The organism is Bifidobacterium canis (assembly GCF_009727065.1).
In the GTDB taxonomy this organism is placed as follows: domain Bacteria; phylum Actinomycetota; class Actinomycetes; order Actinomycetales; family Bifidobacteriaceae; genus Bifidobacterium; species Bifidobacterium canis.
Genome location: NZ_WNLP01000010.1, coordinates 81,893 through 93,980, shown reverse-complemented (window position 1 = coordinate 93,980; position 12,088 = coordinate 81,893). Strand labels below are relative to the sequence as shown.

The 12,088-nt window shown below is 63.1% G+C and carries 12 protein-coding genes; 3 read left to right on the top strand and 9 right to left on the bottom strand.

Annotated elements, in window-relative coordinates; translation table 11 throughout:
* Positions 1-211: 211 nt before the first annotated feature.
* A complete protein-coding gene (locus GSD1FS_RS08575) occupies positions 212-472 on the top strand; it encodes a hypothetical protein (RefSeq protein WP_155589224.1) in 261 nt (86 codons plus the stop codon).
* Between the two features lie 19 nt (positions 473-491).
* Positions 492-881, top strand: a complete 390-nt coding sequence (locus tag GSD1FS_RS08570) for a hypothetical protein (protein ID WP_054320822.1) — start codon at positions 492-494, stop codon at positions 879-881.
* Between the two features lie 560 nt (positions 882-1,441).
* Here the strand turns inward: GSD1FS_RS08570 and GSD1FS_RS08565 are convergent.
* The 5 genes from GSD1FS_RS08565 to GSD1FS_RS08545 form a co-directional block, all read right to left on the bottom strand.
* The gene (locus tag GSD1FS_RS08565; protein ID WP_155589223.1) at positions 1,442-2,884 is read right to left on the bottom strand and encodes an RNA-guided endonuclease InsQ/TnpB family protein; all 1,443 of its coding nucleotides are present in this window, start codon (positions 2,882-2,884) and stop codon (positions 1,442-1,444) included.
* A 149-nt stretch (positions 2,885-3,033) separates the two neighbouring features.
* Entirely contained in the window at positions 3,034-3,996 is a 963-nt protein-coding gene (locus GSD1FS_RS08560; RefSeq protein WP_155589222.1) for a class C sortase, read from the bottom strand.
* Positions 3,997-4,102: 106 nt separating this feature from the next.
* Positions 4,103-5,374, bottom strand: a complete 1,272-nt coding sequence (locus GSD1FS_RS08555; RefSeq protein WP_155589221.1) for an InlB B-repeat-containing protein — start codon at positions 5,372-5,374, stop codon at positions 4,103-4,105.
* Positions 5,347-5,868 (bottom strand): hypothetical protein, encoded by a 522-nt coding sequence (locus GSD1FS_RS08550; RefSeq protein ID WP_155589220.1) that lies wholly within the window; start codon positions 5,866-5,868, stop codon positions 5,347-5,349. The genes GSD1FS_RS08555 and GSD1FS_RS08550 overlap by 28 nt, the downstream gene beginning before the upstream one ends.
* Before the next feature lie 31 nt (positions 5,869-5,899).
* A complete protein-coding gene (locus tag GSD1FS_RS08545) occupies positions 5,900-7,462 on the bottom strand; it encodes a SpaA isopeptide-forming pilin-related protein (protein ID WP_155589219.1) in 1,563 nt (520 codons plus the stop codon).
* A gap of 196 nt (positions 7,463-7,658) precedes the next feature.
* On the opposite strand from GSD1FS_RS08545, the gene GSD1FS_RS08540 reads away from it, so the two are divergent.
* A complete protein-coding gene (locus GSD1FS_RS08540; RefSeq protein WP_155589218.1) occupies positions 7,659-7,802 on the top strand; it encodes a hypothetical protein in 144 nt (47 codons plus the stop codon).
* Here the strand turns inward: GSD1FS_RS08540 and GSD1FS_RS08535 are convergent.
* From GSD1FS_RS08535 to GSD1FS_RS08520, 4 genes are read right to left on the bottom strand one after another with little or no spacing between them, the layout of a single operon-like run.
* Positions 7,799-8,602, bottom strand: a complete 804-nt coding sequence (locus tag GSD1FS_RS08535; RefSeq protein ID WP_155589217.1) for a hypothetical protein — start codon at positions 8,600-8,602, stop codon at positions 7,799-7,801. The genes GSD1FS_RS08540 and GSD1FS_RS08535 overlap by 4 nt on opposite strands.
* Positions 8,603-8,642: 40 nt before the next feature.
* Positions 8,643-9,875: a hypothetical protein gene (locus GSD1FS_RS08530; protein WP_155589216.1), complete on the bottom strand. Its 1,233-nt coding sequence runs from the start codon at positions 9,873-9,875 to the stop codon at positions 8,643-8,645.
* Positions 9,806-10,117, bottom strand: coding sequence for a hypothetical protein (locus GSD1FS_RS08525; RefSeq protein WP_155589215.1), 312 nt, complete (start codon positions 10,115-10,117; stop codon positions 9,806-9,808). Before GSD1FS_RS08525 ends, GSD1FS_RS08530 begins: the two co-directional genes overlap by 70 nt.
* Positions 10,096-12,087, bottom strand: a complete 1,992-nt coding sequence (locus GSD1FS_RS08520) for a hypothetical protein (protein WP_155589214.1) — start codon at positions 12,085-12,087, stop codon at positions 10,096-10,098. Before GSD1FS_RS08520 ends, GSD1FS_RS08525 begins: the two co-directional genes overlap by 22 nt.
* Between the last annotated feature and the right edge of the window lies 1 nt (position 12,088).

Sequence of the window (12,088 nt, the reverse complement as noted above, 5' to 3'; positions counted from 1 at the left end):
ATCATCCTTGTGTTCCTCCACCAAGCCATGCCGCGTCTATGCGCGCATAGACGGGGGATGTGAACACAAGCACACCACCACGTCACGGACGGGTGGTGTTGAGGAAAGGCGAACACCATGAGACAGGTCACCTTGGCCGCGCCCGCAAATCGTCCAACCCAGCCGGCAGGCCATCGAACAGGCATGCGGCTACATCGAACAGAACGCCACGTTGAAGACACTGCTGATCATCATCGGCGCCGTGTTCCTGATCATCACCATCGCCTTGCTCGTCATCCGCAAGTTCTGGCCGCAAACCCCTGTGGGCCAAAGCATGAACGCGGGCAACGGCAAGGTCATCTGGTGCATCGCCGGCATGCTCACCGGCCTGATCTTCATCCTGCCCGCCCAGATCCTGCCGTTTTTGACCTCATTGGTGATGACGCTCGTGCAGGTGCTCCTCAACATCATCGCCGCCATCTTCCACCTGTAAGCACACCGGGGAGGAAACCGTGTTGTATGATCTGACGCGCGTGTCGGGCGAACGGGTCAAACAGGTCGACGAGCTGCATGTGGGCGGCCGCGTGTGGATCACCTCCACGAACCTGTTCCTCCTGTTGGGTGGCGCCGCCATGGGTGCGCTCGTGGCGTCCGCACTCAGGTTGGTGTTCGCCGGCAATTGGCTCGTCTATTGCCTGATCCCCGTGGGCGCGCTGGTGGCGGTGGTGTTGTTCTCCCGCAAACGCTCCCGTGCGGGCGAGGTCAACCAACGCCGGTGGGACAAGTGGAGGGACCGGCATGGCCAACCCGACCATGAGTTCATCCTGCCGGGCAACCCCGAACCGTTTCTGCCCAACCAACGTGAAATCGTGTTGTGGCACTGCCACCCATACAAACCCTGACCCGCACACCATGCGCAGCGGACAGTTCCCAAACAACCACCCCATGTACTTTGCCGACCGCGGGAAAGCACATGGGGTGGTTTGCGATCTGATGGCGGATTATGGGTGGAGGCTCCGGATCGCCTCACCATGCAAGCACGCCCACTGCCATTGCGTGCGCACACGCCGCCATGCCCGCCCGCCCGTCTCCATGGTGCGCATGTGTCCGGCCAACCGGGCGGCCCGCCGGTCCCAAGCCACCAGTTGCGCATCCAGTTCGCTGGGGGACAGATGCTCGTAGCGGTGCATGAGGGTCCGGCAATCATACTCGCCCATCGCCTCCAAATACGCCCCCTGGCCTCCTTCCATTGCACCAACGCATGCCGGTAGGCGGGGCCGCGTTCACCGTTGCTGACGGCCGCCATCTGGCGCCCACATGCCCTGGCTGCGCGCGCACCGGGCGATGCGCTCCCATAATGCCGTATCGTCCAACGCCCGCACATCCACATCCGGTATCATGGCAACCCTCCTTTTCCCTTTGACGTCCTCTCGGGGTTGAAACCCCGAGATTCCAATCCGGTTTAAGGCCGGGTTGAGGTTCCGCGTGCCACGATCGCGCTTTCGCCGTGTTGCACGGTTCGGGCGTCTTGTGTCGTTATGGCACGCTCGGCTTCGTCCAAGCCGAGAACATGGTCAACACCCCGGTTGAGGATGTTGATGGCGGCGTTCACGTCGGCGTTCATGCGTGTGTGGCATTGTTGGCACTGGAACACCGCTTGGCTCTCACGGTTTTCCTTCGCGCAATGCCCGCACTTGCTGCATGTTCGGGATGTGTACGCCGGGTTGACGAGGATCAGCCGACTATGGGCGGCGGCCTGCGTCTTGTATTCGAGTTTGCTTGCGATGCCGCCAAGCGCGGCCGCGCGTAGACTGTGGTTCAGTCCGCGTTTCGCCGCTTGACCGTTCGGCAGGAACCGTCCGGCATGATTCGGGTCGGGTTTGATGTTCGCGCGTCGGGTCATGCCTTGCAGGTTGAGGTTTTCGATGGCGATGAGGTCGTACGCCCGTACGAGCGCGGTCGTGGTCTTGTGCTGCCAGTCGTCGATGATGCGATGCGCTTTCGCATACAAGCCGGCGATTTGCGCTTGCGTGCGCCGGTATGCGCGGCTCGCATGCCGTCTGTATTCGTTCACGGGTTCGCCGGAGAGTTTCACTCTGCGCGCCTGCGCCTTCTGACGGCGGCGAATCTCCCGGTCGATTCGGGCCAAACGGGCTTTCGGCAGGTCGATGAACCCACCGTCGGACGTGGCGAGCGTGTGCGCCACACCACGGTCGAGCCCGACCATGCGGTTCGTGCGTTCCCGTGCGATCGGCAATGGTTCGTTGATGAAGACGACGGTTTTCCTCGTCCAGTTCACGCCGATGCTCGTGTAGTCGCGGATCGGTTGGCTGACGCGCACACGGATGTGGATACGGTACCGGCAAGGTTGCCCTGCGAGGTTGACCGGCTTGGGGTTCTGCCCGGTGATGATGATTTCCCCGTGGTGCTTGTTGAACTGGCGCCAGTTCGCGTTCATGCCCCTGTTGTGCCAGCATACGAAATACAGATCGTCACGGCGGCTTTTGAACCGTGGCATCATGCCCGGGTTCCGGTGTTGCTTGCGCAGGGTCTTCCTGCGTTTGTTCGCGCTCCACCAGTCGGTGTTCTCGATACGGTTCGGGGATTGCAGGATCATCGCGGGAATCGCGGCGAGCCATGAGCATTCTGCTCTCGCTTGCTTGTCGGCGCGCATGTCCGGCTCGTCACCCAACGGGATAAGCGCTTGTCTGGTCTTGTCCCATTTTTGCCGGCGGGAACGCAGTTGGTTGTACCGGCAGCGCCACCCGTCGCACAGCCAGCGCATCACGATATCAGGGTTGGAGGAATACAACGGTACTTGTTGCCCGTCTTCGGTCGTGTTTGTGCCGAGGTATGGGATGGCGCCCCGTACCTGCACTCGTTCGATCGCGACCTTTTGAGACATGCGATACATTATATCACTACGCGCGTAATATTGTTAAAGAAGGCGCGGAGGCACATGGCGTTTCCTCTCGGGGTTAAAACCCCGAGCTTCCATGCCAAAACAATGGTGAACGATGCTTGCCGGTCCCATGCGTCCTTTTGGCTGCGGGGTCAGCGCCTCCGGTGCGCCACCCGGCCCGTATGCCGGTGCGCCGACAAGCATACGGCCACCGGCAAGCCCGCCACACCCACACCCAAAGCCACCAACCGGGCCGTCCGCGCCGGGTCCACACCGCTGGCCACAGTAGGGGCGTGCGCGCGCATGGCGGCCATCTCACCGTCCGGGATGCGTTCACCGGTGACGAGCAACCGGTGCGAGTTGATGAAAATCGGCGTGCACGTCACCAACGTCACCAGATCCCGTCCCGGTTCTATCCGCAATGCTTTCGTGTCCTGGGGCAGTACGGTGCGGATGTCCGCCACACGGTAGGACAGGGTGCGGGTGCCGGTGCGGATCGTGAACACATCCCCGTGTTCCAGTTCGTCCAACCGGCTGAACAACGCCTTGTCCGCCTCCCCGGTATGCCCCGTCAACACCGCATGCGTGCCTTGGCCGCCCACGGGCAGGCTGGTGCCATGCAAATGGCCCACGCCACGGTCCAACGCGGACGCGTCAGCCCCATGCCTGATGGGCATGTCCACATGGATGCGGGGGATCAGCAACTGGCCCATGACCCCGTCGCCATAATCCACCGCACCCCAATACGCCTTGTCGGAGGCGAACGAGAAATCACCCGACACCCCATCTTGCGACAGGGTTTCCCCGATCACCTGCGGTTTCGACGCCAACGCCCGGTTGTACTTGTCCCCTTGACCGGACAGGTCCCGTGCCGGGTCGGTCTGCACGGCCATGGCGGCCGCCCGCGCCTGCTCCACACCGGCCTCATGGCGTTCCACCATGATCCACGCGAACACGAACACACCCAACAGGGCGCACACCACCATCACCACGGTCAACACCCGCACCAGGCGGCGCCGGTGCGCACGGGCCCGCCGTTCACCGGCCCGTGTACACCGCCCGCGGGCCGGATCATGCCCGGTGACGATCCATTCCCATTCATCCTGCTTGTCCATGACTCCGCCCTATACGTCACACCCATCCCATACAAGGGTGCGCCCCACACCGCAATCGGGCATGGGGCGCACACACACGGCCACCAGAGGTGTTGCCGGTCAGGGGTTATGCCTTGCGGCGGATACGCCACACCCACACACCGGCACCGACCGCGATCAACAGCACCAATGCGCCGCCGCCAATCAGCCACGCGAGCGTGGCCGAACCGGTCTCCGGCATCGTCGTGGCCAGCGGCGCCCACTGGGCGTACAAGGTGACGTCATGGTCGACCATCGGCACACCCTTGCCCGGCTGGTACGCGGTGCCCTTGCCGTCCGCCTGCGTGTTCCACCCGGTCAACGTGAACCCGTCGCGGTGGAACGAACCGTTCACATCGTCCGGGATGGTGACCGTCGTATCCCACCGCGTGTTCTGCGACGGGTGCGAACCCTCGCCACCGTTCGCGTCGTAATGCAGGTTGATGGTCAGGGGCGTCCACGAACCGTACACGGTGGTGTCCTGGGTGATGGGGGTCGTGTCGAACCCATACACCGCGGACGTGTCATCCCGGCCGGTCCTCCACCCATCGAACCGCCATCCACGGATGATGTTGGTGGCCCCCGTCTTCCATGGGGAGGTGTTGGGCACGGTTGCACCGGGGGAGAACTCACGCGCATCCGGCACACCCGGCATGCTGCCCGTGTATTCAGCGGGCTTGTCCGCATCATACGTGAACCGCACATTCTTCACCCAGATCGCATACACGGTCGTGTTCTCATGCGGCATCGTGATCTGCGCCTGCGGCGCAGAGGCGTTCCGGTCCGGGGACCAGCCCTTGAACGTGTACCCGGGACGGGTCAACTGGGACGAATCCCAACAATCGCCATCCTTGGCCCCGGTCGCCAGATTGATGGTGTCACCACCCACGTAATAGGCAAGGCAACCGTTCTTCACGCCTTGCGTGGGTATGCCATCCCCATTCATCGCCGGCACACCGTTGTTCGTGTCCGGGGCGTTCGGATCGTACTTCAGCTCATATGCCACCAACGCTTTGATCGGCTGGACGGACGCTTGGCGGCCACCAACGGTGTCATACCTCAGTTTCAAGGTATTGCCAGCGAAAGTCACACCAAGATAATGCTTCTGGGCATGATCATCGAACAGGTTGTTATTGGGGTCCATGCCACCATTCCAACCATTGAACCCATACTGTGCCAAATGGGTGTCACGGCGTATGTAAGCTCCGTCGAACCCGCCGAGTAACTGCACCCCTTCCTTCGGCCCGTTATTCGGTTCGCCGTCCAAATCCTGAAAACCCGCCAATCCCTTGATGTCTTCCGGCATGGGATTGCCGTTTTCATCCAGAAGCCTCAACGTATAGTCCATGTACTTGGCCACAGTGCCGGGGTATTTATAATCGCCACCCGCGCCGAACCAGGTGCCATGCGCATTCGACCCTGCGCAGGGCCATCGATGCTGAAAACGGCCTTCTGGTAGTCGTTAACCATGAAATCACCCTGCAACCGGTGTGTTTTCCCATCAGAAGTGCGGTAAGTGCCGATATTGGTGACGCGTAGCGATGCGTTTTTCTTCGTTGGCCGCCAACGGATCCACCCAGTGTATGTTCCCGAGGTATCCACCTCGAACCCATTCACATTGATGACGTTCTCTTTGGTGACATTGGTGGTATCGATCTGCACATTGGAATACTCAGGACGAGCCAACGTCTCCTGCAGATCATAGATAGGCAACCCCTCCGATGTATGCCCCATGGGGACGAATGGGGTGGCGGCCGCCACACCCACACCCATCAACGCCACAGGAACGGCGATGATGAAGGCGAGCATGGCGGCCACACAACGGGGCAGCCTTGAAGGAGTACTGGTGTTCACAATCAGTCCTTTCCAACAGGTTGCCGGCCGGTCAGGCACGGCTCTTGAGCATGTATGCGGAGATGCCCGCCGCGCCCGCGGCCAACACGATCGCCATGCCGGCGAACAACAGGACCGCCAACGTGGACGAACCCGTCTTCGGCAACTGCGACACGTTATCCACGTTCTGCACCGTCACCATGGGCGTGCCAGCCTTGCCATCCGCATTGTTCACACCGGTGACCAGGCCCGCCTGATCGACACCCACGGCAGTGACCTTGCCGTCCTCCGTGATCGTCACCCTGAACGACGGTTTGATATGCGTGAAATACCCATCCGGCACGGTGGTCTCCTTGACCAGGTACGTGCCCGCACCCAGGCTGCGGAAATCGATCACGCCGTTCGCGCCGGTCCTCAACTCCGTGGCCGCGTTTTCCGCATCCACGTACGACCATTGCTTCGTGCCCGCGTTCCAGTTCATCCACTTGTTCTGATGCAACGCGGACTGGTTTTGGATCTTGAACCCGGCGCCGGCGACCGTCTTGCTGGTGTTGCCTGCGGACACCTTGCGCAACCCGAAATCGTACGTGTTGAGCGTCGTCGTGACCGTCGGCACCGTGGGTTTCGGCTGGCCCTCCAGGAACACACCGTCCTTCCAACCGGGGGTGACACCCACCTTGTTGACGGCCGGCTTGGACTTGTCCAACGTGGTCATCTGGGTGCTGTAGGTGACGGTCACCTGCTTGCCCTCATGGGCGGCGACGAACGTGTTCTTGGATGTGGCGGTGAACCCGTTGCTGGTTTTCGTTGGCGTGTTGAACTGGCCGGTCACATCCGCACCATCCACGGTCGCGTGGAACGTGCCCGCCACATACTCCATGTTCTCCATCACGTCCCCGATGGTGACGGTCTGCACGGCGGCGGCGTTCGGCACGGTGAACCGCACACGGTACTCGCGGGTCTCCGAGTTCGTGGCGGACGCCTCATCGACCCATTGGCCGGCGAGGTTCTTCACCTTCTTCTCCGGTTTGATGCCGTTGGACTTGATGGTGGTCCGTCCGATCGGCTTCTTGTTCAAACTGTTCTTGCCCCGCACCGTCGAGGAGATGAGGATCGGCACACCATCCGCGTCCGTGACCAGGTAATATCCTGCCGGCAACTGCATTGTCACGCTTTCCGTGGTGGATGCCGGCACGGTCTTCTTCTGCAAATCCTTGCCGTCCACGCTCGTGGCCAACCGGGCCGCCAGTTGGCGCACCGTGTTCGTGTCATCAGTGACACGCAGCAGGGTGCTTGCCGCGTTGTCACCGGCTTTGACGGTCACATGCTGCGCGTCCAATGCGGCTTTCACCCACTGTTCGGTCGCGTTGCTCACCGAACGGGCGGACAGGCTCGCCAGATCGTTGCCGTTCATCACCACATCCGGGTATTCGGCGATGCGGTACACGGTCAGGTTCTTGCCCGCCAACGTGGACCCCTGACCGGCGGTGATCGTCAACTGGTCGGTGCCGGCGGGGATGTCCGCCGCCATGGCGGGCGCCACACCCACACCGATCGACGCGAACAGCGCCAGTCCGGTAAGCCCGGCCGCCAATTGCCATTTCCTGCTTGTCATCTGCGTATCCTTTCACGCACGCTGTATGGGACGCCGCATGTCTATGCGCCCACACGCCACACCCCTGTGCGCCACACCTGGCACACACCCAGTACACTGGGAACACACGCCGGGGCCGCCACCGTTGGCCACCCCAGCGCATAACCGCCGGTGTACGCCTGTACGCCGGCCATACGGGAGAAGAAACACCTCGCCGATGGTGCGCGCCACGTTCGCGCCAATACCGTTCACCATCAAGGACATCCCCGTGACCATTGATGTGGGCACGAACCATGCGCAAGCCGACGTGGGCAATGTGCTCAAGGAGCTGATGGGGGACACACCCCAACCAAACGCCTAGGCCAACAGGTTGGCGACGGTGGTCGCCATGTCACGGTGTTCGAGGTTGAGGTCCGCCAACACATTCATCATGTCCACCGCCTGCTGCCGGTGGGTCTGGTACCAGCCGGTCACCGCTTGCGGCGTCAACGCGTCCGGGGTGAACACCTGCGGGTACACGTCCCGGAGCGTGCGCAGCATACGCACCGCGTACCGTTGCCCGTCCGCACCAACCGTCGCGTACGCGACCGCCGTGTAGGCGGACAGGACGGCGCTGCCGTACTCGCATACGGGCACCAGGTCACGCGCCAAGGCGCACAACATCGCCAACGGGTAGCCGTCCGGCCATGCCACGTCCACCCATGCGGCCGCTGTTTGGCGGCACTGGTCGGCGTCCTCACTGCCCTCGCCAGTGGCGGCGGACAGGGCCATGGCCGCCAAACGGTCCGGGTTGGTGGGGATCGTGTCCATCAACCGGTAGGTGAGTTGCCCATGGTCCGTGACGTTCACCTGGTTGAGGATGGTGAGGGTGAGCATCATGCGCATGTGCCATGCGGCGTTGGTTTCCGTGCCGTAGCGCGCCCACACCTCTTGGGGCAGCCAGATCATCGGCAACCCCAAATACATGTTGGTGACCGTGTCCATGGTGTTCGCCCATGGTGTGGGGCACGGCATGGGCGACCATGGTTGGACGCTGACCGTCTGCCCGTCTGGTTGCCCGGTATGCCCGGCGAACCAGGTGTGGTACAGGTCCTCCATGCCGTCGTGCAATGGCACGGGGTTCGTGCACCATAGTGCGCTGGTGTTGTCCAACACGTCCATACCCCATCATCCTTTCCTAAGATTCCTTGCCGGCCATGTTCTATGCGCCGTGCCCGGTTGGTGTGCCCACGGGCACGGACACGGGTTGGGGTGGCGCAGGCGGGGACGCCACGGGTTTGATGGGCGGGCGCGGTGCCGTTTGCGCCACCGGCACCGGTCGCACATCACCCGGTCCGGTTTGTTGACCCATGGGGGTGGCGGGAGCGCCCATGCGCATGCGCGCCTGCTGTTCCACCGGCAGCATGTGTGGCGCCGCAACCGGCGTGGGGCCTGTTGGGGATGCCAACAGGGACATGAACCCTTTGGCGCGCCCGGCTGCGTCCCGCACCCGCATTTCCGTGTTCTGGATGGCCTGGCCTGCGTGCTGCGCGCCCTTGGCCATACCCCGGCCGGCGACGGCCAATGCGACGGGTGTGGCCAATGGGGTGAACATCAACGCGCCCACACCCGCGACACCGGCCGCACGGGACAGGACGGGATGCTGTTCGGTGAAACGGTGGGCCTCACCGCGGGCGAACGCCATGGCCGCCCGCGTACGGTGCACGCCACCATCCCCGTCCGTGTGCAGTTCACGGGCCAATTGCAACCGGCCCGTCGCCGTTCGCATCAACTCACGTTCATGTTCCGCCTGCACACGCACCTGTTCACGTTGCCGATGTCCGGCCAGCAACCGTTGCTTCACCTCACTGATCTGCCTGTCGCGTTCCGTTTGACGGCCGGCCATGCCTTGTTTGACCAGGGCGGCCACTTCCTCCTCGCTTGCCTGGGGGTGTTCGGCACGCACCTTGACCAGTTCCTCGTGCTCCATTTTACGGGTGACGATGTTCCGGGCGGTTTTGTTGGCGGCAAGCTGCGTCATGTTGCCCGAGTCCGCCGTCAACCGGTCACGCGCCTCCCGGTCGATCCGCTCTTCGTCCCAATCGGGGTGTTCGACCATCAGGTTGTTCTTGATGCTGTCCAGATGATCACCCTGCTCCCGTTCCAATTGGCGTTCGAACGCATTGTCCACCACACCGGAAGCATTCCCGTCGGGTCCATTGGGGGAGCCGACCGCCCGGTCCGCTTCCGACTGTTGGTTCGATTGGGCCGCATGCCGGCCGCTCCCGGTGCCCTTGCCTGCACCGTGCTGGCCATGCTGTCCATGCTGGCCTTGCCGGTAGCCGTGCTGCAACGCATCCGACACGGACCCGGCCCGGGCGCCGTTCATCGCGGCCATCGCGACCGCACCGCCGGTGGCGCCGGCGGCCAGGGCGCCACCGGCGGCCATCGCCATACGGCCCGCCTTGCGCACCCCTGGCCCACGGTGGCCCCGATGACGCCAAGCGCGCCGAAACTCAACGGGTCGCCCACATGCAGCACCCGGATGCACAACCACCGCAACCCAAACACGCTCGCCAACGGCAGCACCAGGCTGCACACACCCATCACCATGACCGTCGCCGCCGTGTTGCCGTTGCGGTCGACGATGCCCAACGCCATCATGATCGTGTTCATCAGGATGCACGCGACCGCCATGTACAAGCCCAACACGGTGGGGGTGCGATCATGCCCAGCATGCTGGTCACCGTCTTCGACAGGGTTTTGCGCCCCCGGTCGGGGCTTACCGCCCACACGATCAACGCGAACCACAACCCGGTGGCGCACAGGCACGCCAACGCGACCGCCAACAGGCGAAGCAGGCCGAAGCCCACGCCCCAGATGAGCATGTTCACCAGACCGCTCAGGGCGAAGATGAACCCGCCGCCCACATCGGACCATTGCGCGCTGCCGTGCTGTTGGTTGACGGTGGCGATGGCCTTGATGGTGTTCTCCAACTGGCCGGCGTCCGTGTGCGTGCGGGCCGCCCACTGCCATGCGGTGTTCGAGTTCGACAGATCGAACTTCTTGACCACCGCACGCAACGCACCGTCATTGGGGTTGTTCAGATTGCCGATGCGGGTGCGGTTGGCCTGCACCTGCTCATCACCCGACCCGTCCTTGACGGTCTGCGCGATTTCTCCAAGCAGCCTGTGGTACTCCTCGTACGCTTGACGCACCCCTTTGGCGCCGTCGATCATTTTCCACGGGTTGGTGAGCAGGCTGAAATTGGTGACGATGGACATGATCGCGCTCATTGGTTTGCCCGCTTGGATCGTGGCCATGATCTCCTGTTGTTCGGAGGTGGAGAACCCCGCGCCCGACAGCGCAGCCCGTGCGGCATCCAGTGCCGTGTCCTTCAACTGGTGTTGCAGTTCTTCGCCTTTGGTGCTGTCCTCGACCACCCATACGCGCCAATCCTTGGTGTTGCCGCCGTCCAACGTGCCCTCGCCACTGATCGCCACCCGGCAATAGTTCGACAGTTTGTTGTTGTTGCCAAGGCCTCGGTTGGGGCCTGTGACGGCGTCGACCCATTGCCAGCCGCCACGGGACACGTACCCGTTGTCGCCCTCACCGTCCCTCCAGGTGCACACGTCCCACATGGTGACCATCCGGTCGAGCATTTTCGCCGACGCGGCGGGTTTGATGTCACTGTCCGACCCGGTGGGCCCCTCCTCGTCGATGATCAGCAGGTCCGGGTTGAACGCCATCGCATACCCGCTGGCCTTCACCGGCGAGTTGGACCCGTTGAGGGCCCGGAGCCGTTGTTCCACATTGTCGCCTTGGCCGGGTGGGGTGGCCATGGCGGCCGCGTTCGTCCGGTCCGCCTGGTCCAGCGGGTTGGCGCCCGCCCGGTACTCCAGCACACGGCAGAACACCTCCGTGCCGTTCTCCCCGGCGCCGTATTGGGCACGCGCCCACATGCGCAACCCCGTTTCCTCCCACATCGTGTTCATGCTGCGCAGGATCACATCATCCTGGCCCATGGATGCCTCCGCGCCCAACCGCGCCAGGTAGCGCCGGCAGGAGAGTTTGTTGGTGGTGGAGGTGGACGCGAGGAACGCGCCGGTGGATTTCATGCTCGCGTCCAACGCTCCGGTGAGCTGATTGCCGGTTTTGCCGACGAGCTGGTCGGCGAACTGGTATGTCCACCATGGTGTGCCGGTGGCGGGGATGTCGGGGTGTTGGCTGCATTGCGCGCCGATGCCGATGACGAACGCGAACCCTACGATCAGGGCGGTGAAGCGTTGCATGAGGACGCGGGCGCCTTGGCCTTTGAATACCATGAAGATGGTGGTGCAGATGGTGGCGGCGACGATCAGCGCGGGGATCATCATCGTGCCCGTCAACGTGTCGTATATGGTTTTGACGACCCTGTTGCTTACCGGTCCCATCGCGTCCGCGATGGTTTGTTCGCTGCCGTTGGACATGCCCAGGAGTTTCGCGCCCGCGGTCCACAATCCGTTGCCCAAGCTCAGCATCACCCCTTCGACGCTTACGGGGATGGAGCCGAACAGGCCGGTGATCTGGTCGATGACGTCATCGGTGCGGTTCTCCAGACTGCCCGCCACGTCGCCCCATCGCAGCAGGGGGAGGGTTTCCATGGCCAAAGTGGTGTAAGCGCTCATG